The sequence below is a fragment of the Klebsiella sp. HMSC16C06 genome, from assembly GCF_001808325.1.
Taxonomy (GTDB): Bacteria; Pseudomonadota; Gammaproteobacteria; order Enterobacterales; family Enterobacteriaceae; genus Klebsiella; species Klebsiella variicola.
In genome coordinates, this window is record NZ_KV793004.1 from 1 (window position 1) to 22,531 (window position 22,531).

A 22,531-nucleotide genomic window follows, 5' to 3' on the forward strand; every position below is an offset into this window, starting at 1 on the left:
CGGATTTGGCTTTCTGTACAGCGTCCATGCTCAGCGCACGAATAGCGTTAGCAAGCTCTTTACGTGAGGACATTTTGACTCCAGTTCGGACTGTTGAAGGCCATGCCCTTAACGACTTGACGAGAGCGCGTTTTGGGCTACGCCGGAAAAAAGTGTGAACAATGTAACCCAAGCGACAAGTCATGTACATGGAGCATCCTTTTGCCCTTTAAGAAATCTCTGGAACAGGTTGTGCTACCCCGGAATCCGCTCGCCCGCATCCTGCGATACTCTTTATAATTTACGCAGAATACGGTTCCCTGCCGTCGCCGTATTGTCGGATAAACAACCATAAGATTGTGGAAGATAAAAAAATGAAAATTCGCTCAACCGTACTTGCTCTTGGGATCGCAGCAACCCTCACCGGATGTCAGAACATGGACTCCAATGGTCTGCTCAGCTCAGGCGCCGAAGCCTTCCAGGCGTACTCCCTCAGCGACGCGCAGGTGAAAACCTTAAGCGACCAGGCCTGTAAAGAGATGGACGCCAAAGCGAAAATCGCCCCGGCCAGCAGTGAATACAGCCAGCGTTTGAGCAAAATCGCGACCGCGCTGGGCGATAACATCAATGGCCAGCCAGTGAACTACAAGGTCTATGAGACCAAGGATGTGAACGCCTTCGCGATGGCGAACGGCTGCATCCGCGTTTACAGCGGGCTGATGGACCTGATGAACGATAATGAAGTTGAAGCGGTTATCGGCCACGAAATGGGTCACGTTGCGCTGGGCCACGTGAAGAAAGGCATGCAGGTCGCGCTGGGGACCAACGCCGTGCGTGCGGCGGCGGCCTCCGCCGGCGGCATCGTCGGCAGCCTGTCGCAGTCGCAGCTGGGCGATTTAGGCGAAAAACTGGTGAACTCGCAGTTCTCCCAGCGTCAGGAATCGGAAGCGGATGACTACTCTTATGACCTGTTGCGTAAGCGCGGCATCAATCCGTCGGGACTGGCCACCAGCTTCGAAAAACTGGCCAAGCTGGAAGCCGGTCGTCAGAGCTCTATGTTTGACGATCACCCGGCCTCCGAAGCTCGCGCCCAGCATATTCGCGATCGCATGAAAGCCGACGGGATTAAATAATCGACAGCGGGAGGCATTATCGCCTCCCTTTTTTATATCCCTGTAAAAATATTTAGCCGCATGAATTGATAACTTAAGCGCACAAACCGTTAATTATTGCTGCACCTCGTCACAGCCAATTATTTTAAGCGCTGTCACTCAGCAAGATATTATTTTGCAAATAAAAAACAGCGTACACAATCCGCCTTTCAGAACCGCGTTCCTCCAGATAATAAATAGTCCACCCCTCTTCGCCAAACGCAGCCGGCGTGCGCCACACAGCTTGTTTCCTGGCGATACCATTGCTCACACAATGATTGCTTTCGACATTATTTCAGGAGAATATCGCGACTGCAGTGATTCCCTTGAATATATCGACAGACAGAGAAGTGCCTTCAGTGAAAAAAGAATTATCGTTAATCGCACTTGGCATTATTGCCGCCACGCCGACTTTCGCCAGCCAACAATCCGCCAGTCAGGGCTTTATTGACGACAGCCATCTGGATCTCTTTTTGCGTAACGCGTATATCAAACGTGATTATCGCGATGGGTTGCCGAATAAAGCCGAATGGGGCCAGGGGATTATCGCCACCTTCGAATCGGGCTTTACCCAGGGACCGGTCGGCTTCGGCGTGGACGGTATCGCCCAGTATGCGGTGCGCCTTGACGGCGGTCGCGGGCGCAGCGGCGCGGGTGGGATCGACTTTTTCGCCCAGGATGACGACGGCCGCGCAAAATCCGACCTCGCGAAATTCGGCGCCACCGGTAAAATGCGCTTCTCAAATACTGTGCTCAGCTACGGCAGCCAGCGCCCGATGCTGCCCATCGTCTACGCTGACGATTCACGCCTGCTGTACGAGAGCTATACCGGCACCATGCTCACCTCGCGCGAAATCGACGGCCTGGAAATTAACGCCGGTTATCTCACCGACCAGCAGCGCAAAAGCGACGACAGCCATAACAGCGGCCTGAAAAGCCTGACCTTCGGCGGGGCAAGCTACCGGTTCAACGACCAGCTCAGCGGCGCGCTGTACGCGTCACACGTCGAAGATGTGCTGAACAAACAGTATCTTGGCCTGAACTATAAGCAGCCGTTCGCCGCCAACCAACAGCTGGTTCTCGATTTCAACGGCTATAACTCACGCCTGGATCAAGAATATGCCGACGCCAATGACACCGGTCGCAGCAATAGCATCTGGAGCCTGGCCGCCAGCTACATCTGGGATATTCATACCTTTAAAGTCGCTTATCAGCAAAGCAGCGGCAGCACCGGTTACCACTACGGCGGCTACCAGAACCAGGGCGGCGTCGGCGATGGCGGGAACACCATCTGGCTGGCCAACTCCTACTGGTCTGATTTTAACGGTGAAGATGAACGCTCCTGGCAGGCATCGTACGGACTGGATTTTGCCGGGCTGGGATTACCGGGGCTGACCTGGACCACCGCCTATGTGCGCGGTGATAACATTAAAACTTCAGAGACCAGCAACGGCAAAGAACACGAATGGTTCAACCAGGTTCAATACCAGGTGCAAAACGGCGTGGCGAAAGATTTGAAATTCAGACTACGCTATTCGGTGCTGCGCGTGTCCAGCAACGCCAGCGACTATAACGTCAGCGGGAATGAAGTCCGGTTCTACGTCGAATATCCGTTTAACGTGTTTTGACGCGATAATGACCCCTCTCCTGCGCGCCGGCCCTCTCCCGGCGCACAGGAGCACTCGCCCGGCGCCTTGATAACCCCTCTGTGCCGCGCGCAACCCTCTCCCGGGAAGGGAGAGGGTCGGGGTTACCCGGCTTATTCGCCCTTCTTCGCCGCCTGGATGTAGAGCATTTCCAGAGCGAGAGTCGCCGCCGCCAGAGCGGTAATTTCGGACTGATCGTAGGCCGGAGCGACTTCCACTACGTCCATCCCAACGATGTTCAGATCCTTCAGGCCACGCACCAGTTTGATCGCCCGGTCTGAGGTCAATCCGCCGATAACCGGGGTCCCGGTGCCCGGCGCAAACGCCGGATCCAGACAGTCGATATCAAAGGTCAGGTACACCGGCATGTCGCCGACGATCTGCTTCACCTGGGCAATGACGTCATCAACGCTGCGGTCGTTAACCTGGCCGGCGTCCAGCACCGTAAAGCCATTATCTTTGTCGAACTCGGTACGGATACCAATCTGCACGGAGTGGTTCGGATCGATAAGCCCTTCGTTCGGCGCGGTGTAGAACATGGTGCCGTGGTCGAACTCGCAGCCGTTGGCGTAAGTGTCGGTGTGGGCATCAAAGTGCACCAGCGCCATTTTACCGAAATGCTTAGCGTGGGCGCGCAGCAGCGGCAGGGTAACAAAGTGGTCACCGCCGAAGGAGAGCATGCGCTTGCCTGCCGCCAGCAGTTTCTCGGCGTGGGCCTGCAGCTTCTCGCTCATTTCGCGCGCGTCGCCGAAGGCGTACACCAGATCGCCGCAGTCCACCACGTTCAGGCGTTCGCGCATGTCAAAGTTCCACGGGAAACGGTTGTGCTCCCAGGCGAGGTTAGTGGAAACCTGACGGATAGCCGCCGGGCCATGACGGCCACCCGCGCGCCCGGAGGTCGCCATATCGAACGGCACGCCGGTGATGACCCAGTCCGCATCGCTTTCATACGGCATGAAGTTCATTGGCAAACGCAGAAAGCCAAAGGCATTGGATACCAGGGAGTTATCGTATTGATGACCTAAAGTGCTCATGGATATGACCTCTTTTCGCAGTCGTGGAACGTAAAAAATAAGTATAAAAAAACCCCTCCGCGTCGTTAGGCCCGACGAGGAAGGGTTTGATAGATAAATCGCTTATTGGCGTGAATTATCGCCGGTAATGCATACGGGTTCAAGTAAGTATCGCATTCCGCCGGATGACGGCTTCGCCTTATCCGGCCTACCTTCGTAGGCCCGGTAAGCGCTACGCCACCGGGCATCGGCGGCTACTCGTCTTCCAGATAAGTATAGCCGTACAGTCCCGCCTCAAACTCTTCGAGGAACTGCTGCTGCAGCGCGTCGTCCAGGCCGGTATTTTTCACCTGATCGCGGAACTGGGTCAGCAGCGTGTTCGGATCCAGCTGCACATACTGCAGCATGTCCGCCACGGTGTCGCCCTCGTCGGACAGCTCAACCTCAACGCTGCCGTCAGGGAAGACGAACACGTCCACCGCCTCGGTATCGCCAAACAGGTTATGCATGTTGCCAAGGATCTCCTGATAGGCGCCGACCATAAAGAAGCCCAGCATCGGCGGGTTCTCCGGGTCGTACTCCGGCATCGGCATGGTGGTGGCGATCCCGTCGCCGTCCACGTAGTGATCGATGGCGCCATCGGAGTCGCAGGTGATGTCCAGCAGCACCGCGCGGCGCTCCGGCGACTTGTTCAGCCCTTCCAGCGGCATCACCGGGAACAGCTGATCGATTCCCCAGGCATCCGGCATCGACTGGAACAGCGAGAAGTTGACGTAGATTTTATCCGCCATCCGCTCCTGCAGCTCATCGATGATGGGACGATGCGCGCGGTTGCTCGGGTCGAGCTGCTTCTGCACTTCATGACACATGTTCAGATACAGCTGCTCGGCCCAGGCGCGCTCCTGCAGGTTGAAGGTGCCAGAGGAGTAGCCGATATGGATATCGTGCAGGTCCATCTGGCTGTCGTGCAGCCATTCGCGCAGCGAGCGGCGGTTGCCGGTCTCGTGCATCTCCAGCCAGGTTTCCCACATGCTCTGTAGCGGACGCGCGGCGTCTTCCGCCGGCGGGGTCGCCTCAGTGTATTCGTTACGCTCCACGCCGATGATGTTGGAAACCAGCACGGTATGGTGCGCGGTCACCGCGCGGCCGGATTCGGTGATCACCGTCGGGTGCGGCAGGCCGTTCTCTTCGCAGGCATCGCCGATCGCCCAGATGATGTTGTTGGCGTATTCGTTCAGACCGTAGTTCACCGAGCAGTCAGACTGCGAGCGGGTCCCTTCATAGTCCACGCCCAGACCGCCGCCGACGTCAAAGCACTGAATGTTGACGCCCAGCTTATGCAGTTCGACGTAGAAACGCGCGGATTCACGCACGCCGGTGGCGATATCGCGAATATTGGCCATCTGCGAACCGAGGTGGAAGTGCAGCAGTTGCAGGCTCTCAAGGTGCCCTGCGGCACGCAGGATCTCGACCAGCTGTAGTACCTGGGTCGCCGCGAGGCCAAACTTGGACTTCTCTCCGCCGGAGGATTGCCATTTGCCGGAGCCCTGCGAAGCCAGACGCGCACGCACGCCAAGGCGCGGCACCACGTTCAGGCGCTCGGCCTCTTCCAGCACGATGGCGATCTCGGACATCTTCTCGATGACCAGATAGACCTTGTGGCCCATCTTCTCGCCCACCAGGGCCAGACGGATGTATTCGCGGTCTTTATAGCCGTTACAGACGATGACGCTGCGGGTCATCCCGGCGTGCGCCAGCACGGCCATCAGTTCGGCTTTCGAACCGGCTTCCAGTCCCAGCGGCTCGCCGGAATGGATCAGCGATTCAATCACGCGACGGTGCTGGTTAACCTTAATCGGGTAGACAAGGAAGTAATCGCCATTATAACCGTACGATTCACGCGCGCGTTTGAAGGCGGCGTTGATCGAGCGCAAGCGGTGCTGCAGGATCTGCGGGAAGCAGAACAGCGCCGGCAAACGTTGCCCTTGCGCCTCGCGGGCTTTGACTAATTCCGCGAGGTCCACGCGCGCTTCCGGGACGTCCGGATCCGGGCAAACGCTGATGTGGCCCAGTTCGTTGACGTCATAATAGTTATTGCCCCACCAGGCAATATTATAAGTACGCAGCATCTTGCTGGCTTCCTGGGAGCTCATCGCTACCTCCTGCATGGAACGTAGTACACCGTGTTCGCCTGCTGACGAAGGCGAAACCATAGACATGTCGTCAGACATAGCGAACCTCAATTTTTAATAATAAGTGTAAGACAGTTAACTACTATCGCAGTCCAAAGATGCGATAACAACCCATGAACAGTCCTAAAGCCCAGCACTATCTGCTGGTTTTGCGACTGCGCGACCGGTTTCTTATTCATATCATCGTAAAACACGTAGCCGAACAGAGTATGACAGTCCGGAGAAACCACGAGAAAACTCTTGCCTGGCAAGAGCGCCCTTGTTCAGTTTTCTGACGACCGACCGGCCCTGGAATCCTGAGAAGCGCCGAGATGGGGTGAACATCGGCTGGTTTGCATGAGAGAGATGCAGGTTGCGGAGTGCTGACGCGCGACAGAACGACGCGACGAATCAAGCGAAAAACATTGGTTCATTATCTGGTATCACCTCCACACCGCCCTGCGACAGGGTCGGCGACAAGCCAAAGCTATACATACCGGGCAACAGGCGCTACGCCGCTGCGAGATTCTGTAAATACAGACTGCTTAACCCGGCTGGAAGTGGCACCACAGGGCGATGCCCCGTGCGCTTTTTTAATGAGCCGCGCGCGGCGTTTTATACCGAGAAGCAGGGTAAAAAGCAAAATAAAAATGTGTGCGTTTGCGCGGTTGTCAGGAAAATTTGCCAGGCGGGTTTTCCCATAAATGCGACCGCCATCAAAAAAGGCTGGAAATGGGCTCAAGAATTGACCTAAAATAGCCATCCAGAAGTTAATCCGTCTATACTGATTAACACTCAGACTGCTCGTGTCGCTACCTGCGCGGCTTTGCGCTGATTATCCACCAAAGCCACATTACACAACAGTATGAGCTATCCGAATCGTCCACAGGTGAAATAAAATATGGCAAAACACCTTTTTACGTCTGAGTCCGTATCAGAAGGGCATCCTGACAAAATTGCTGACCAAATCTCTGATGCCGTGCTGGATGCGATCCTCGAGCAGGATCCGAAAGCGCGTGTCGCATGTGAAACCTATGTCAAAACCGGCATGGTGCTGGTAGGCGGCGAAATCACCACCAGCGCATGGGTTGATATCGAAGAGATCACCCGCAACACCGTCCGCGAAATTGGCTACGTGCATTCCGATATGGGCTTTGACGCCAACTCGTGTGCCGTTCTGAGCGCCATTGGTAAACAGTCTCCGGACATCAACCAGGGCGTCGACCGTGCCGACCCGCTGGAACAGGGCGCAGGCGACCAGGGTTTGATGTTTGGCTATGCGACCAACGAAACCGACGTGCTGATGCCGGCGCCGGTGACCTATGCTCACCGTCTGGTGCAGCGCCAGGCTGAAGTGCGTAAAAACGGCACCCTGCCGTGGCTGCGTCCGGATGCGAAAAGCCAGGTGACCTTCCAGTATGACGACGGCAAAATCGTCGGCATCGATGCGGTGGTTCTGTCCACGCAGCACGCGGAAGACATCGACCAGAAATCCCTGCAGGAAGCGGTGATGGAAGAGATCATCAAGCCGACCCTGCCGACCGAATGGCTGAACGCTTCGACCAAATTCTTCATCAACCCGACCGGACGTTTCGTTATCGGCGGCCCGATGGGCGACTGCGGTCTGACCGGTCGTAAGATCATCGTTGATACCTACGGCGGCATGGCTCGTCACGGCGGCGGCGCGTTCTCCGGTAAAGATCCGTCTAAAGTTGACCGTTCCGCAGCCTACGCGGCGCGCTATGTGGCGAAAAACATCGTTGCCGCGGGCCTGGCCGATCGTTGTGAAATTCAGGTCTCCTACGCTATCGGCGTCGCTGAACCGACTTCGATCATGGTGGAAACCTTCGGCACCGAGAAAGTGCCTTCTGAACAGCTGACCCTGCTGGTGCGCGAGTTCTTCGACCTGCGTCCGTACGGCCTGATTCAGATGCTGGACCTGCTGCACCCGATCTACAAAGAAACCGCGGCTTACGGTCACTTTGGTCGCGAGCATTTCCCATGGGAAAAAACCGACAAAGCGGCTCTGCTGCGCGAAGCGGCCGGTCTGAAATAACCCCTGCTTCCTCTCTTCAAGGCCAGCCTCGCGCTGGCCTTTTTGTTTCCGTCTCCCTCCCCCCTGCGCTTCGCTTCAGCGAAACGCGGTAACGCGATGAAAGCGATTACATTATGATGACTGCCCCTTTGTTTCCATAACAGGCATAGCGTGCGGGTATTTTTCACAATGTTACATATTGTTTCGGTCAACTCTGATTACCGTTTTTCAAAATGTCGACTATCCTTGTATATACTGCTGATTTAAAAAGCATTTAATGGATTACGTTTCTTTACCTTTGTGTAAACGATTACACAGCCGTGACTATAATCACGTTTTTTTACCGTCGAGTGTCCTACCCTAACCATCGACAGAATCAATAACTCAACTGGAGGGCGTTATGCCTGACAACAAAAAACAAGGGCGTTCGAACAAGACTATGACGTTCTTCGTCTGTTTCCTCGCCGCGCTGGCTGGCCTGCTGTTCGGCCTTGATATCGGTGTTATTGCGGGTGCCTTACCCTTTATTGCCAATGAGTTCCAGATTTCAGCCCACACCCAGGAGTGGGTGGTCAGCTCCATGATGTTCGGGGCTGCCGTCGGTGCGGTCGGCAGCGGCTGGCTCTCCTTCAAACTGGGCCGTAAAAAAAGCCTGATGATCGGCGCCATCCTCTTTGTCGCCGGCTCTCTGTTCTCCGCTGCCGCGCCAAACGTCGAGATCCTGCTGGTTTCCCGCGTGCTGCTGGGCCTGGCGGTGGGCGTCGCGTCATACACGGCTCCGCTGTATCTGTCGGAAATCGCGCCAGAGAAAATCCGCGGCAGTATGATTTCGATGTACCAGCTGATGATCACCATCGGGATCCTCGGTGCCTATCTCTCTGACACCGCTTTCAGCTACAGCGGCGCGTGGCGCTGGATGCTCGGCGTGATCATTATTCCGGCGGTATTGCTGCTGATCGGCGTTATCTTCCTGCCAGACAGCCCGCGCTGGTTCGCCGCCAAACGTCGTTTCGTCGATGCCGAACGCGTGCTGCTGCGCCTGCGCGATACCAGCGCCGAAGCGAAACGTGAGCTCGACGAAATCCGCGAAAGCCTGAAGGTGAAACAGTCCGGCTGGTCGCTGTTCAAAGACAACAGTAACTTCCGCCGCGCGGTGTTCCTCGGTATTCTGCTGCAGGTGATGCAGCAGTTCACCGGCATGAACGTCATCATGTACTACGCACCGAAGATTTTTGAACTGGCGGGCTATGCCAACACCACCGAGCAGATGTGGGGGACGGTGATCGTCGGTCTGACCAACGTGCTGGCCACCTTTATCGCTATCGGTCTGGTCGACCGCTGGGGCCGTAAACCAACGCTGATCCTCGGCTTTATCGTGATGGCCGCGGGCATGGGCGTGCTGGGTAGCATGATGCACATCGGCATTCACTCCTCTACCGCGCAGTACATCGCCGTCCTGATGCTGCTGATGTTCATCGTCGGTTTCGCCATGAGCGCCGGTCCGCTGATTTGGGTACTGTGTTCCGAAATCCAGCCGCTGAAGGGCCGCGACTTCGGCATCACCTGCTCCACAGCGACCAACTGGATTGCCAATATGATTGTCGGCGCCACCTTCCTGACCATGCTCAACTCGCTGGGCAGCGCCAACACCTTCTGGGTGTACGGCGGTCTGAACGTGCTGTTTATCCTGCTGACTATCTGGCTGATTCCGGAAACCAAAAACGTCTCGCTGGAACATATTGAACGTAACCTGATGCAGGGTCGTCCGCTGCGTGAAATCGGCGCCCGCGACTAACCCGCCTGAGCTTCCTCCCCTCCCGGGAGGAAGCTTCCTCTTGCTCTCCCCCGCCCGTCGCACTATCCTCTGGCGCTATGAAAACACCCCGTATTCCCATCGCTATTCAGCAGGCCGTGATGCGCAGCCTGCGGGAGCATCTCGCCAAAGCGAACCTCAAACTGGAACGCCGCTACGCTGAGCCGACGCTGGTCTACCAGCAGCGCGGTACCTCCGCCGGCACCGCCTGGCTGGAGAAAAACGAAATTCGTTTAAATCCGGTGCTGCTGCTGGAAAATCAGCAGGAGTTTATCGATGAAGTGGTGCCGCACGAGCTGGCGCACCTGCTGGTCTGGCAGCACTTTGGCCGCGTCGCGCCGCACGGTAAAGAGTGGAAATGGATGATGGAGAACGTCCTTGGCGTTCCCGCGCGTCGCACTCACCGTTTTGAACTCGATTCGGTCCGCCAGAACACCTTCCCCTACCGCTGTCGCTGTCAGCAGCATCAGCTCACCGTCCGTCGCCATAACCGGGTGGTGCGCGGCGAGGCCACCTACCGCTGCGTTCACTGCGGCGATCTGCTGGTGGCTGAAAAATAACCATCAGAATTTATTAGAAACTTTCTGATCTGACTGATTGCATCCAGCACCCTCATTCGCTACGTTGCGGGCTCGTTTTGACACGGAGTTAACGATGTCCCGTATGCATATTTTAGCCGTTGCGGTATTGAGCACGGCAGTCAGTGGCCCGCTCGCGGCCGCCGGTATTAATAGTTTTTCCCAGGCCAAGGCCGCTGGCGTCAAAGTGAACGCCGACGTTCCGGGCGACTTTTATTGCGGCTGTAAAATCGACTGGCAGGGTAAAAAAGGCGTTATCGATCTGGAATCTTGCGGCTATAAAGTGCGTAAAAATGAGAACCGCGCCAGCCGGGTTGAATGGGAACACGTGGTGCCGGCGTGGCAGTTCGGCCATCAGCGCCAGTGCTGGCAGGAAGGCGGGCGGCAAAACTGCGCCAAAGATCCGGAGTACCGCAAGATGGAAAGCGATATGCACAACCTGCAGCCGGCGGTAGGGGAAGTCAATGGCGATCGCGGCAACTTTATGTACAGCCAGTGGAACGGCGGTGAAGGCCAGTACGGCCAGTGCACCATGAAGGTCGATTTTAAAGATAAAGTCGCCGAGCCCCCTGCCCGCGCCCGCGGCGCTATCGCCCGCACCTACTTCTATATGCGCGACCGCTACCAGCTGAATCTTTCCCGCCAGCAAACTCAATTGTTTACCGCCTGGGATAAACAGTACCCGGTCACCGCCTGGGAATGTGAGCGCGATGAGCGCATCGCGAAAGTGCAGGGCAACCATAATCCGTATGTCCAGCAGGCTTGCCAGGCGCAAAAGAGCTAACCTACACTAGCGGCAATTGTTAATTTGCAGCCCTGTGCTTCCCGCCCGGTGGCGGGAAGCTGGCATCTGCGCAACGAACGGAATATCAAGCATGCGCATTCCTCGCATCCATCATCCAGAACGCCTCACTATCGGCAGCCAGATTGCGCTGAGCGATGACGCGGCCAACCACGTCGGTCGCGTCCTGCGCATGACCGCCGGTCAGCACCTACAGCTTTTTGACGGCAGTAATCAGGTATTTGACGCTGTCATCACTGAGGCCGGCAAGAAAAATGTCACGGTTGAAGTGCTCAGCGGCGAACCCGACGATCGTGAATCGCCGCTGCATATTCACTTAGGCCAGGTGATGTCGCGCGGTGAAAAAATGGAATTTACTATCCAGAAATCGATCGAACTCGGGGTAAGCCTCATAACGCCACTGTTTTCCGAGCGCTGCGGCGTTAAACTGGACGCCGAACGTTTGCAGAAGAAGATCCAGCAGTGGCAGAAAATCGCTATTGCCGCCTGCGAACAGAGCGGTCGTAATGTGGTACCGGAAATACGTCCGGCCATGCAGCTGGAAGAGTGGTGCGCCGAGCAGGACAGCGGGATGAAGCTCAACCTGCACCCGCGCGCCAGCGCCAGCATTAATACGCTGCCGCTACCGGTTGAACGCGTCCGTTTGCTGATTGGTCCGGAAGGTGGGCTATCGGCAGAAGAGATAGCGATGACCGCGCAATACCAGTTTACTGATATCCTGTTGGGACCGCGCGTTCTGCGTACAGAGACTACTGCGCTCACCGCCATCACCGCCCTGCAGGTGCGTTTTGGCGACTTAGGTTGAGGCGTTAACGGAGAAGAACCATGATCAAGCTCGGCATCGTGATGGATCCCATCGCAACCATCAACATCAAGAAAGACACCAGCTTCGCTATGTTGCTGGAAGCGCAACGTCGCGGCTATGAACTCCATTATATGGAGATGAACGACCTCTATTTGATCAACGGCGAAGCCCGCGCCCGTACGCGCACGGTGAGCGTCGAACAGAACTACGATAAATGGTATGACTTCACCGGTGAGCAGGATCTGCCGCTGGCCGATCTTGACGTTATTTTGATGCGTAAAGATCCGCCGTTCGATACCGAATTTATTTATGCCACCTACATCCTGGAGCGGGCGGAAGAGAAAGGCACGCTTATCGTCAACAAGCCGCAGAGCCTGCGCGACTGTAACGAGAAACTGTTCACCGCCTGGTTCTCAGAACTGACGCCGGAAACGCTGGTCACCCGCAATAAAGCCCAGCTGAAGGCCTTCTGGGAAAAACACGGCGATATCATCATGAAACCGCTCGACGGCATGGGCGGTGCCTCTATTTTCCGCGTCAAAGCCGGCGATCCGAACCTTGGCGTGATCACGGAGACCCTGACCGAGCTCGGCAGCCGCTACTGCATGGCGCAGAACTATCTGCCCGCCATTAAAGACGGCGACAAGCGCGTGCTGGTGGTGGACGGCGAGCCGGTGCCTTACTGCCTGGCGCGTATTCCGCAGGGCGGCGAGACCCGCGGCAACCTGGCCGCCGGCGGCCGTGGCGAAGCTCGCCCGTTGACCGAAAGCGACTGGGAAATTGCCCGCCGCGTCGGCCCGACGCTGAAAGCCAAAGGTCTTATCTTCGTCGGCCTGGATATCATCGGCGACCGTCTGACGGAAATTAACGTCACCAGCCCCACCTGCGTGCGTGAGATTGAAGCCGCCTTCCCGGATATTTCGATCACCGGCATGCTGATGGACGCTATCGAAAGACGTATCACCAAATAAACACCAGGGCGGATAAACGTCCGCTCATGGCGCAGCGAGCGCGGTTGACCGCGCTCGTGAAACGCCGCCAGCCAGGCGCCACTCGGGCGCCAGCCAGATAAAGTGCATCGACACTATTCTACTTTGCCCGCATACTGGGTGTTGCTTTTTGAACCAGGAACAGAACCTCTGACAATGAATTTACAGCATCACTTTCTGATTGCCATGCCTGCGCTTCAGGACCCGATTTTCCGCCGCTCCGTGGTCTATATCTGCGAGTATAACGACGAGGGAGCCATGGGCATTATTATCAATAAGCCGCTGGAAAATCTGCAGGTGGAAGGGATCCTTGAGAAGCTCAAGATTGTTCCGGAGCCGCGCAATCCGGAGATCCGTCTGGATAAACCGGTGATGCTGGGCGGCCCGCTGGCGGAAGACCGCGGTTTTATTCTGCATACCCCGCCCTCGGACTTCTCCTCGAGTATCCGCATTTCGGATAACACAGTAGTCACCACCTCGCGGGATGTTCTTGAAACCTTAGGTACCGACAGGCAGCCGGGCAACGTACTGGTGGCGCTGGGCTACTCCTCATGGGAGAAAGGGCAACTGGAGCAGGAGATTTTAGATAATGCCTGGCTTACCGCCCCTGCCGACCAGAATATTCTCTTCCGCACGCCCATCGCCGATCGCTGGCGCGAGGCGGCTAAACTGATTGGTATCGACATTGTGACGATGCCTGGCGTCGCGGGGCATGCATGATGAGCGGAACCTTTCTCGGCTTTGATTTCGGCACCAAAAGCATCGGCGTGGCGGTGGGGCAACGCATCACCGCAACCGCGCGACCGTTACCGGCGCTGAAGGCGCAGGACGGTAAACCGGACTGGAATGTCATCGAAAAACTGCTCAAAGAGTGGCAGCCTGAGGCGGTGATCGTTGGCCTGCCGCTGAATATGGACGGCACCGAGCAACCGCTGACGGCGCGCGCGCGGAATTTCGCTAATAAAATTCATGGCCGCTTTGGCGTCGCGATCGTCCTTCACGATGAACGTCTGAGTACGGTGGAGGCTCGGGCAGGCTTATTTGAACACGGCGGCTACCGCGCGCTGAATAAAGGTAGCGTTGATTCGGCCTCAGCCGTGGTCATTCTGGAAAGCTACTTCGAGCAGAGCTTTTAGGCTCTGCTCTCCTGCGCCGCCGGCAAATGGCTGACGGCGCGCTTCTGACCGCTTAGTGGCGCAGATGTTCGTTCGCCCAGCTCACCGCTTGAGTGCGATTCTTCACGCTCAGTTTACGAAACACATTGTACAGGTGCGTACGCACCGTGTTCTCGCTGATAAACAGGGCACGGGCAATATCCAGATTCGTCGCCCCGCAGCGCAGCTCGTTGAGGATCTCACATTCCCGCTCGGTGAGTGGCGAGTTCTCAACGGGCGCCGATGCATGGTCCGCAGCGTACATCGCCGGGTGCATCACGCTCAATTCAGCCGTCTGTTCGCCGTTCAGTACGGCCTTAACGCCCTCAATTAAGCGCGATTCATCATCGTCATGGCGGAACACGCCATATAAAGCCGGCCACTGCGCCATTTCGTATAACTCATACTTTTGTGCGCTATTGATAATCAACAAGCGAGGATTATCTGCCTGCAGTCGAATAATATCTCGCCATACCCCATTTAATTTCTTATTTGAAACTGCGATATCAAATAATATTACAGAATCTTTCGCCAGGCGCTGTGCCAGTGGTTTATTAATATTTTGTAAAACCACTGGTGCCATCAGGGTTTCGCTCAGATAGCTGGCAAAAGCTTTGCTCTGAATTGACGGATGGGTAATAAATGTGACCTGACGAGAAGATGATGAATTTCCATTTAAATTAATCACTTAAAACTCTCCTTAGCTGCTACCCACCGCCATGGTGGTTAAATGAATAAAAAAATATACAAACAGTCGTGAATTTATAAATAGCCTTGGCAATTTACAAATTGAAACGTTATTCCATGAGAATCATCCTATTCCCGTAAACAGCATAAATCGAATACCTCAAAGCTGTCAAAAGGTAATCAAACTTTTTTCCTGGAAATGCGTATTCACTGTCGACATATCGCAACTGAATGTGTTATTTGAATTTATTCAGAATGGTTATTTGTATTACCAAATAATATAAATAAACAGCCATCAAACATTCAGTTAACATATCATTTAACCCGCCCTGTCTGCTTCACGCTTCTCTTACAGCTCGCCTGCGGCGACACGTTGCTGAAAACTCTGCGTAAATGTCAGCATTCCGGCCTGCATCCCGGTCTGCATTATGCCGGGCAACTGGTGCACTTTTCCTTCACGGATCAAGTTAGCTACTGCGGGGGTATTGACCAAAAGCTCGTATAGCGCAACTCTCCCGTCCTGACGTGCAGGTAACAATTTTTGCGCCAGCACCGCGCACAGGCTTCCGGCCAGCTGACTACGAACCTGATCTTTCTCCTCTGCCGGAAAGACATCGATCAATCTCTCCACCGCCGGCGCCGCGCCGCGGGTATGTAATGTCGCCATTACCAGATGTCCGGTCTCCGCAGCCGTTAACGCCAGACGAATGGTTTCGCTGTCGCGTAGCTCCCCGAGCAGGATCACATCCGGATCCTGGCGCAGCGCCACGCGGAGCGCCGCGGCGAACGAAGGACAATGACGGCCAATCTCCCGCTGCTGGATCAGGCAGCGCTCGCTGTGATGGATAAACTCCACCGGGTCCTCCAGGGTCAGAATATGGCCATCAAGATGCTGGTTGAGATGCCCCACCATCGCCGCCAGGGTGGTCGACTTGCCGCTGCCCGTCGCTCCGGTGACCAGCAGCAGGCCACTCTCTTCCGCCAGCAGCTCGCTCAGCGCAGGCGGGGCGCCCAGCGTCTCCAGACGCGGGCACTGTTCAGGCAGAAGGCGTAGCACCAGCGATATTCCACGCGTATGGGCGAAAGCGCTGGCGCGCAGCCGCGAACCGCAGACCAGGGTCAGCGCAAAGTCAATCTGGCCGTGTTCCTGCCAGTGCTGTAACTGTGCGGCATCAAGCCAGCAGTTGAGTAAATCCGGGATATCCGGCGCGGGAAACGGGGCGGGCTCCAGCTTGCCCTGCCGCCGCCAGCGCGGTGCGGCGGAATTGCACAGGTGTAGATCGGAGACATTATGCTTTACACTAAGGGCTACGATTTCTTCCAGCTTCATAACTCATCCTCGGAATATGAACGATATTGCGCATAACCTGGCACAGGTCCGGGACAAAATCTCCGGTGCCGCCGCTCGTTGCGGGCGTGCGCCAGAAGAAGTGACATTGCTTGCAGTGAGTAAAACAAAACCTGCGAGCGCGATCGAAGAAGCCATCGCGGCAGGCCAGCGGGCATTTGGTGAAAACTACGTCCAGGAGGGCGTGGAGAAGATTAACCATTTCCAGCAGGCCGGCGTCAGTGGGCTGCAGTGGCACTTTATTGGCCCCCTGCAGTCCAACAAAAGCCGGCTGGTGGCAGAGCATTTTGACTGGTGCCACACCGTCGATCGGCTGAAAATCGCCACCCGCCTGAACGAACAGCGCCCGGCGCATCTGCCGCCGCTGAAGGTGCTGATTCAAATCAACATTAGCGATGAGCAGAGCAAATCCGGCATCCCGCTGGAAGCGCTCGATGGATTAGCGGCAGAGATCGCTGAGTTACCTCATCTGGAGCTGCGCGGTCTGATGGCCATCCCCGCGCCTGAGTCAGAATATGTAAGGCAGTTTGCCGTCGCCCAGCAAATGGCGGTAGCATTTGCGCGATTAAAAACGCGGTACCCCACGGTCGATACGTTGTCTCTGGGAATGTCGGACGATATGGAAGCCGCAATCGCGGCGGGAAGCACGATGGTGCGCATCGGCACAGCTATTTTTGGTGCGCGCGACTACAGCAAATAATAAGGAATCTGAGGAACGCCATGAAGACGTTGACTTTCCTGCTTTCAACGGTCATTGAACTTTACACGATGGTCGTGTTGTTACGCGTCTGGATGCAGTGGGCGCGCTGCGACTTTTACAACCCGTTTTCGCAGTTTGTGGTGAAGGCCACCCAGCCGATTGTCGGGCCGCTGCGCCGGATTATCCCGGCGATGGGGCCGATTGACAGCGCCTCGCTGCTGGTGGCATTTATTCTCTGCGTCATCAAAGCGATCGTGCTGTTTATGGTGATCACCTTCCAGCCGATCATCTGGATCTCCGCCCTGCTTATTCTGCTGAAAACCATCGGCTCATTGATCTTCTGGGTGCTGCTGTTGATGGCGATCATGAGCTGGGTCAGCCAGGGCCGCAGTCCGGTGGAGTACGTGCTGATGCAGCTGGCGGACCCGCTGCTGCGCCCTATCCGCAACCTGCTGCCGTCGATGGGCGGTATCGATTTCTCACCGATGGTGCTGGTGCTGCTGCTGTACGTGATTAATATGGGTGTCGCCGAGGTGCTGCAGGCCACCGGTAACGTGCTGCTGCCGGGGCTGTGGATGGCGCTATGAGTGCCGTTGAAACCTGTGCTGACGGGCTGGTGCTGAGGCTGTACATTCAGCCGAAGGCCAGCCGCGATAGCATCGTGGGCGTACATGGCGACGAGCTCAAAGTCGCCATTACCGCCCCGCCCGTTGATGGCCAGGCCAATGCCCACCTGGTGAAATTTCTCGCCAAACAGTTCCGCGTCGCCAAAAGCCAGGTACTGATTGAAAAAGGCGAGCTGGGTCGCCATAAGCAAGTTAAAATCATCGCCCCACAACAGATCCCGACTGCGGTCGCGGCGCTAACTGAATAAACAGGATTCATCATGCAAAAAGTCGTCCTCGCGACCGGCAACGCCGGTAAAGTGCGCGAACTGGCCTCGCTGCTGGAAGATTTTGGTCTCGATATCGTCGCTCAGACCGAGCTGGGCGTGGACTCTGCGGAAGAGACCGGCCTGACCTTTATTGAAAACGCGATTCTGAAAGCGCGTCATGCGGCACAGATCACCGGCCTGCCGGCCATCGCCGACGATTCCGGTCTGGCCGTCGATGCGCTTGGCGGCGCGCCGGGTATTTACTCCGCCCGCTATTCCGGCGTCGACGCCACCGACCAGCAGAATCTTGAGAAGCTGCTCGACGCGTTAAAGGACGTGCCGGACGACCAGCGTCAGGCGCAGTTCCACTGTGTGCTGGTCTATCTGCGCCATGCCGAGGATCCCACGCCGCTGGTGTGCCACGGCAGCTGGCCTGGGGTAATCACCCGACAAGCCGCTGGTACGGGTGGCTTCGGCTACGACCCGATCTTCTTCGTCCCGTCCGAAGGGAAAACCGCGGCCGAACTGAGCCGTGAAGAAAAGAGCGCGATTTCCCATCGTGGGCAAGCGCTAAAACTGTTACTGGAAGCATTACGTAATGGCTAATTTGCCGCCGCTGAGTCTCTATATTCATATTCCCTGGTGCGTGCAGAAATGCCCGTACTGCGACTTTAATTCGCATGCGCTGAAAGGCGAGGTGCCGCATGACGATTACGTCCAGCATCTGCTAAACGACCTGCAGGCCGATGCGCAATATGCCCAGGGACGGGAAATAGGCACTATTTTTATCGGCGGCGGTACGCCAAGCCTGCTGTCCGGCCCGGCCATGCAAACCCTGCTCGATGGCGTCCGCGCCTGCCTGCCGCTGGCCGCCGGGGCGGAAATCACCATGGAAGCCAACCCGGGCACCGTGGAGGCCGATCGCTTCGTTGATTACCAGCGCGCCGGGGTGAACCGTATCTCCATCGGCGTACAAAGCTTTAGCGAACCGAAGCTGCAGCGCCTGGGGCGGATCCACGGTCCGGAGGAGGCCAAGCGCGCAGCACGTCTCGCCAGCGGCCTCGGCCTGCGCAGCTTCAATCTCGACCTGATGCACGGTCTGCCGGACCAGTCGCTGGAGGAGGCGCTGGACGATCTGCGTCAGGCGATTGCCCTCAACCCGCCGCACCTGTCGTGGTACCAGCTGACCATTGAGCCGAACACCTTGTTCGGCTCCCGGCCGCCGGTGCTGCCGGATGACGACGCGCTATGGGATATTTTCGAGCAGGGACATCAATTGCTAAGCGCCGCTGGCTATCAGCAGTACGAGACGTCCGCCTACGCTAAACCGGGCTTCCAGTGTCAGCATAATCTCAACTACTGGCGCTTTGGCGACTACCTCGGCATCGGCTGCGGCGCGCACGGTAAGATAACCTTCCCTGACGGACGCATTCTGCGGACCGCCAAAACCCGCCACCCGCGCGGGTATATGGAAGGCCGTTACCTCGAGCGTCAGCATGATGTGGAAGAGGCGGATAAACCATTCGAGTTCTTTATGAACCGTTTCCGCCTGCTGGAGGCCGCGCCGCGCGCAGAATTTAGTCGCTATACCGGTCTTGAGGAAGCGGCGATCCGCCCGCAGCTGGATGCGGCGATAGCCCAGGGCTATCTGCAGGAAGACGAGCAGAACTGGCAGATTACCGAGCACGGTAAGCTGTTTTTGAATTCCCTGCTTGAGTTATTTCTGAACGAGTAAACGCAGAGGCGGTCCTGCCGGAAAGCGGACCGCCATGTCTTTATTTTAACGAGCCAACCAGCGATTTCCGGCTATCCTCCAGCGAGACCACCCGGCTGCAGACGTCCTTACCAAACTGCTGGAAATCGGCCTCCTGGTTTTTCCATTCATCCTGAATGGCCGTTTGCAGGCCGCCGAGGCTGCCGAGAATGCCCTGCAGCGGGTTGCCGCCGCCTTTGAGCACTGCTTTCGCGCCCATCTCGTTAATACTGTCCTGCAGAATGCCGCCCATCGCCTGATTCACCAGCTGCTGACCATCGGCACGTACCTGGTCGATAGCTTTATAGTGGAAGGTCAGGCCATCGCTGCGGCGCTCAATGATGCGGTTCATCTGTTCTTTCAGCTGCGCGTCCAGCTTGGTCAGGCGACCATGCATGCTGCTGTTGGCGCCAACCTGTTCGGTAATGATTTTATCCAGCGCCTTGCGGCCTTTTTCGACTCGCGAGCGCGCGCCTTCGTCAATCCACGGCAGGCTGCTGCGCAGACTGGCCTGATAATCCTGCGCCTGCTCGCGCTGGGCGGCGCTCAGAGTATAGGCTTTACCGTTAAAGGTCAGGTTGCCGTCCGGCTTTATCACCAGATTGCCGTTTTCCCCTTTCACCTGCACCTGCTGCGGGCTGAGGATCACATCGTCACGCGGCGTGACGCTACACTGGTAGTCCGCATGGGCAGACAAAGCGGTGACGGAGAGTGCCACCGCCAGCAGCGTTTTACGCATCATAAAACTCCCTTAAGACAAAACGGGCCGGCAGTTGCCGACCCTTGTCAAACTTAGTCCCACCAGACGTCAAAAAGTTCGCTGGTGCGCACATCCTCTAACTTACGCGCTTCCAGCCATTGGCGTACGATGGCCTGATGCTCTTCGGTGCACTTACCGATCTCCTGCATGCAGATGAGCCCTTCCCAGGAGAGATAGCCGCTGCCGTCGAAGGCCAGCTTGTTCGGCTCAATCACCTCTTCGATCAGATCGTTGACCGTCTGGTCGATCTGCTCTTCGGTGGTCCCTTCCGGGAAACGCCAGGCGACGGAGAAGCCTAACTCCTGAAACTCGTCGATATGCATTTTTTTACGCAGACGACGGCTACGATTCTTGGCCATTATTTCACCCTCTCGAACATTAAGTCCCATACGCCGTGGCCGAGACGATGGCCACGCTGTTCAAATTTGGTTACCGGGCGCGATTCCGGGCGCGGTACGTAATCGTTGCTTGCCGACTGGTTACGATAGCCTTCCAGCGAGGACATCACTTCCAGCATATGCACGGCATAGGCTTCCCAGTCGGTCGCCATATGGAAGACGCCGCCGAGTTTCAGTTTGCTTTTGACCAGCTCAGCGAAAGGCGGCTGCACGATACGACGTTTATTATGACGCGCTTTATGCCACGGGTCAGGGAAAAACAGCTGCACCATATTCAGTGAGTTATCCGGGATCATGGTATGCAGCACTTCCACCGCATCGTGACACATCACGCGCAGATTTTGCACACCTTCTTCTTCAGCAGAAGCCAGACAGGCGCCAACGCCCGGGGAGTGCACTTCAATGCCGAGGAAATTCTGTTCCGGTTTGGCTTTCGCCATCGCCACCAGCGAAGCCCCCATGCCGAAACCAATTTCTAGTGTGACCGGCGCGTCGCGGCCAAACAGGGCAGCGAAATCGAGTGGCGCATCGTTGAATTCAACGCCCATCACCGGCCAAATGTTATCCAGCGCATGCTGCTGCCCTTTCGTCAGGCGCCCCTGGCGACGGACGAAGCTACGAATACGGCGCAGCGGGCGACCGTTTTCATCGAATTCCGGAGAAATGACGTCGTTTTTCATAAAAGTTAAGTCTGCTAGTGAAAGTGTTCGGAAAACGGGCATTATCCAAAGTTACCCGGCGGATGCAAGGGTTTACAGCCACTCGCCCTTGTGCTGCAATCTGCCACCCTGTAATCGCGATCCCGGAGCCATAGCTTTGACTTTTCTCGCCGCGCAATTTTCAGCCCAGGTCCTGGACTGGTACGACAAATACGGGCGTAAAACCCTGCCCTGGCAAATCGCCAAGACGCCCTACAAAGTATGGCTCTCCGAAGTGATGTTGCAACAAACCCAGGTGACCACGGTAATCCCGTATTTTGAACGCTTTATGGCGCGTTTCCCAACGGTGGTTGATTTAGCCAACGCGCCGCTGGATGAGGTGCTGCATCTGTGGACCGGCCTTGGCTACTACGCGCGGGCGCGCAATTTACATAAAGCCGCCCAGCAGGTGGCGACACAGCATGGCGGCATCTTCCCGCAATCCTTTGAGGAAGTGGCCGCGCTGCCCGGCGTCGGGCGTTCAACGGCAGGGGCGATTTTGTCGCTTTCGCTCGGTCAGCATTATCCGATTCTCGACGGCAACGTGAAGCGCGTGCTCGCCCGCTGCTATGCTGTCAGCGGCTGGCCGGGAAAAAAAGAGGTCGAAAAACGGCTGTGGGATATCAGCGAAGAGGTGACCCCGGCGCAAGGGGTAGAACGCTTCAACCAGGCGATGATGGATCTCGGGGCGATGGTTTGCACCCGCTCGAAGCCGAAGTGCGAGCTGTGCCCGTTGAGCAATGGCTGCGTGGCCTACGCGAATCATTCATGGGCGGAATATCCGGGTAAAAAACCGAAGCAGACCATCCCGGAACGCACCGGCTATTTCCTGCTGATGCAGCACGGCGACGAGGTGTTTCTCTCCCAGCGTCCGCCGGTGGGTTTGTGGGGCGGACTATTCTGTTTTCCGCAGTTTGCAGACGAAGCGGAGCTGCGCGAGTGGCTGGCGCAGCGTCAGATAAAGGCCGATAATCTGACGCAATTAACCGCCTTTCGCCACACTTTCAGCCATTTCCACCTGGATATTGTGCCGATGTGGCTTACAGTGCACTCATCTGGCGCATGCATGGATGAAGGCAACGCACTCTGGTATAACTTAGCGCAGCCGCCGTCGGTCGGACTGGCGGCCCCCGTGGAGCGCTTGTTGCAACAGTTAAAAGCCGGAACGCCGGTATAA

At 56.7% G+C, this 22,531-nt stretch carries 27 protein-coding genes; 16 read left to right on the forward strand and 11 right to left on the reverse strand.

What is annotated here, in order from left to right:
- Positions 1 to 73 (reverse strand): hypothetical protein (locus HMPREF3142_RS30220; RefSeq protein ID WP_370655577.1); only part of this gene is annotated, 73 nt, incomplete at its 3' end.
- 280 nt (positions 74 to 353) lie between these two features.
- Between HMPREF3142_RS30220 and HMPREF3142_RS14100 the strand changes: the two genes are divergently transcribed.
- Positions 354 to 1,112, forward strand: coding sequence for a metalloprotease LoiP (locus tag HMPREF3142_RS14100; RefSeq protein ID WP_012540572.1), 759 nt, complete (start codon positions 354 to 356; stop codon positions 1,110 to 1,112).
- Positions 1,113 to 1,236: 124 nt separating this feature from the next.
- On the opposite strand, the gene HMPREF3142_RS29450 is transcribed toward HMPREF3142_RS14100, so the two are convergent.
- Positions 1,237 to 1,401 carry a hypothetical protein gene (locus HMPREF3142_RS29450; protein ID WP_176747616.1) on the reverse strand — a complete coding sequence of 55 codons (165 nt, stop codon included), beginning with the start codon at positions 1,399 to 1,401 and terminating at the stop codon, positions 1,237 to 1,239.
- 88 nt (positions 1,402 to 1,489) lie between these two features.
- Here HMPREF3142_RS29450 and HMPREF3142_RS14105 point away from each other — a divergent pair, with 88 nt between their 5' ends.
- Positions 1,490 to 2,758, forward strand: a complete 1,269-nt coding sequence (locus HMPREF3142_RS14105; protein ID WP_070612164.1) for an OprD family outer membrane porin — start codon at positions 1,490 to 1,492, stop codon at positions 2,756 to 2,758.
- 131 nt (positions 2,759 to 2,889) lie between these two features.
- Here HMPREF3142_RS14105 and speB read toward each other — a convergent pair whose 3' ends face one another.
- The 4 genes from speB to HMPREF3142_RS29895 form a co-directional block, all read right to left on the reverse strand.
- Positions 2,890 to 3,810, reverse strand: coding sequence for an agmatinase (gene speB, locus HMPREF3142_RS14110; protein WP_002916572.1), 921 nt, complete (start codon positions 3,808 to 3,810; stop codon positions 2,890 to 2,892).
- Positions 3,811 to 4,043: 233 nt separating this feature from the next.
- Positions 4,044 to 6,020: a biosynthetic arginine decarboxylase gene (speA, locus tag HMPREF3142_RS14115; protein ID WP_008806456.1), complete on the reverse strand. Its 1,977-nt coding sequence runs from the start codon at positions 6,018 to 6,020 to the stop codon at positions 4,044 to 4,046.
- Positions 6,021 to 6,028: 8 nt separating this feature from the next.
- Positions 6,029 to 6,160, reverse strand: a complete 132-nt coding sequence (gene yqgB, locus HMPREF3142_RS27950) for an acid stress response protein YqgB (RefSeq protein ID WP_002916578.1) — start codon at positions 6,158 to 6,160, stop codon at positions 6,029 to 6,031.
- 287 nt (positions 6,161 to 6,447) lie between these two features.
- Positions 6,448 to 6,723 (reverse strand): hypothetical protein, encoded by a 276-nt coding sequence (locus tag HMPREF3142_RS29895; RefSeq protein ID WP_136047534.1) that lies wholly within the window; start codon positions 6,721 to 6,723, stop codon positions 6,448 to 6,450.
- 138 nt (positions 6,724 to 6,861) lie between these two features.
- Between HMPREF3142_RS29895 and metK the strand changes: the two genes are divergently transcribed.
- The 8 genes from metK to ruvX all read left to right on the forward strand — a co-directional run bounded on the left by metK (position 6,862) and on the right by ruvX (position 14,118).
- The gene (gene metK, locus HMPREF3142_RS14120; protein WP_008806457.1) at positions 6,862 to 8,016 is read left to right on the forward strand and encodes a methionine adenosyltransferase; all 1,155 of its coding nucleotides are present in this window, start codon (positions 6,862 to 6,864) and stop codon (positions 8,014 to 8,016) included.
- A 379-nt stretch (positions 8,017 to 8,395) separates the two neighbouring features.
- On the forward strand, positions 8,396 to 9,790 hold the full coding sequence (locus HMPREF3142_RS14125; RefSeq protein ID WP_008806458.1) for a sugar porter family MFS transporter: 1,395 nt from the start codon (positions 8,396 to 8,398) through the stop codon (positions 9,788 to 9,790).
- A gap of 77 nt (positions 9,791 to 9,867) precedes the next feature.
- A complete protein-coding gene (locus HMPREF3142_RS14130; RefSeq protein ID WP_008806459.1) occupies positions 9,868 to 10,368 on the forward strand; it encodes a SprT family zinc-dependent metalloprotease in 501 nt (166 codons plus the stop codon).
- Positions 10,369 to 10,462: 94 nt separating this feature from the next.
- Positions 10,463 to 11,170, forward strand: coding sequence for a deoxyribonuclease I (gene endA / locus HMPREF3142_RS14135; protein ID WP_008806460.1), 708 nt, complete (start codon positions 10,463 to 10,465; stop codon positions 11,168 to 11,170).
- Between the two features lie 91 nt (positions 11,171 to 11,261).
- Positions 11,262 to 11,993 carry a 16S rRNA (uracil(1498)-N(3))-methyltransferase gene (gene rsmE / locus HMPREF3142_RS14140; protein ID WP_012967230.1) on the forward strand — a complete coding sequence of 244 codons (732 nt, stop codon included), beginning with the start codon at positions 11,262 to 11,264 and terminating at the stop codon, positions 11,991 to 11,993.
- 20 nt (positions 11,994 to 12,013) lie between these two features.
- Positions 12,014 to 12,964, forward strand: coding sequence for a glutathione synthase (gene gshB, locus HMPREF3142_RS14145; protein WP_012967229.1), 951 nt, complete (start codon positions 12,014 to 12,016; stop codon positions 12,962 to 12,964).
- A gap of 174 nt (positions 12,965 to 13,138) precedes the next feature.
- The gene (locus tag HMPREF3142_RS14150) at positions 13,139 to 13,702 is read left to right on the forward strand and encodes a YqgE/AlgH family protein (RefSeq protein ID WP_012540566.1); all 564 of its coding nucleotides are present in this window, start codon (positions 13,139 to 13,141) and stop codon (positions 13,700 to 13,702) included.
- Complete coding sequence (ruvX, locus tag HMPREF3142_RS14155; RefSeq protein WP_012540565.1) at positions 13,702 to 14,118, forward strand: Holliday junction resolvase RuvX; 417 nt, start codon at positions 13,702 to 13,704, stop codon at positions 14,116 to 14,118. Before HMPREF3142_RS14150 ends, ruvX begins: the two co-directional genes overlap by 1 nt.
- 52 nt (positions 14,119 to 14,170) lie before the next feature.
- On the opposite strand, the gene HMPREF3142_RS14160 is transcribed toward ruvX, so the two are convergent.
- Both HMPREF3142_RS14160 and HMPREF3142_RS14165 read right to left on the reverse strand, forming a co-directional pair.
- Positions 14,171 to 14,824 (reverse strand): LuxR family transcriptional regulator, encoded by a 654-nt coding sequence (locus HMPREF3142_RS14160; protein WP_004205179.1) that lies wholly within the window; start codon positions 14,822 to 14,824, stop codon positions 14,171 to 14,173.
- Between the two features lie 348 nt (positions 14,825 to 15,172).
- Entirely contained in the window at positions 15,173 to 16,153 is a 981-nt protein-coding gene (locus HMPREF3142_RS14165; protein WP_070612165.1) for a type IV pilus twitching motility protein PilT, read from the reverse strand.
- 16 nt (positions 16,154 to 16,169) lie between these two features.
- On the opposite strand from HMPREF3142_RS14165, the gene HMPREF3142_RS14170 reads away from it, so the two are divergent.
- The 5 genes from HMPREF3142_RS14170 to hemW are packed head-to-tail and all read left to right on the forward strand — an operon-like array spanning position 16,170 to position 19,480.
- Positions 16,170 to 16,871 carry a YggS family pyridoxal phosphate-dependent enzyme gene (locus tag HMPREF3142_RS14170; protein ID WP_012540563.1) on the forward strand — a complete coding sequence of 234 codons (702 nt, stop codon included), beginning with the start codon at positions 16,170 to 16,172 and terminating at the stop codon, positions 16,869 to 16,871.
- 20 nt (positions 16,872 to 16,891) lie between these two features.
- Complete coding sequence (locus HMPREF3142_RS14175; protein ID WP_004205182.1) at positions 16,892 to 17,458, forward strand: YggT family protein; 567 nt, start codon at positions 16,892 to 16,894, stop codon at positions 17,456 to 17,458.
- Positions 17,455 to 17,745, forward strand: coding sequence for a DUF167 family protein YggU (gene yggU, locus HMPREF3142_RS14180; RefSeq protein ID WP_002916614.1), 291 nt, complete (start codon positions 17,455 to 17,457; stop codon positions 17,743 to 17,745). Before HMPREF3142_RS14175 ends, yggU begins: the two co-directional genes overlap by 4 nt.
- Before the next feature lie 12 nt (positions 17,746 to 17,757).
- On the forward strand, positions 17,758 to 18,351 hold the full coding sequence (locus tag HMPREF3142_RS14185; RefSeq protein ID WP_012540562.1) for an XTP/dITP diphosphatase: 594 nt from the start codon (positions 17,758 to 17,760) through the stop codon (positions 18,349 to 18,351).
- Entirely contained in the window at positions 18,344 to 19,480 is a 1,137-nt protein-coding gene (gene hemW / locus HMPREF3142_RS14190; RefSeq protein ID WP_002916617.1) for a radical SAM family heme chaperone HemW, read from the forward strand. Before HMPREF3142_RS14185 ends, hemW begins: the two co-directional genes overlap by 8 nt.
- Positions 19,481 to 19,520: 40 nt before the next feature.
- Here hemW and HMPREF3142_RS14195 read toward each other — a convergent pair whose 3' ends face one another.
- From HMPREF3142_RS14195 to trmB, 3 genes are read right to left on the reverse strand one after another with little or no spacing between them, the layout of a single operon-like run.
- Entirely contained in the window at positions 19,521 to 20,240 is a 720-nt protein-coding gene (locus HMPREF3142_RS14195; RefSeq protein WP_012540560.1) for a YggN family protein, read from the reverse strand.
- Positions 20,241 to 20,290: 50 nt separating this feature from the next.
- Positions 20,291 to 20,617 (reverse strand): YggL family protein, encoded by a 327-nt coding sequence (locus HMPREF3142_RS14200; protein WP_012967224.1) that lies wholly within the window; start codon positions 20,615 to 20,617, stop codon positions 20,291 to 20,293.
- On the reverse strand, positions 20,617 to 21,336 hold the full coding sequence (trmB, locus tag HMPREF3142_RS14205; protein WP_002916627.1) for a tRNA (guanosine(46)-N7)-methyltransferase TrmB: 720 nt from the start codon (positions 21,334 to 21,336) through the stop codon (positions 20,617 to 20,619). The genes HMPREF3142_RS14200 and trmB overlap by 1 nt, the downstream gene beginning before the upstream one ends.
- 136 nt (positions 21,337 to 21,472) lie before the next feature.
- On the opposite strand from trmB, the gene mutY reads away from it, so the two are divergent.
- Positions 21,473 to 22,531, forward strand: a complete 1,059-nt coding sequence (gene mutY, locus HMPREF3142_RS14210) for an A/G-specific adenine glycosylase (RefSeq protein ID WP_008806473.1) — start codon at positions 21,473 to 21,475, stop codon at positions 22,529 to 22,531.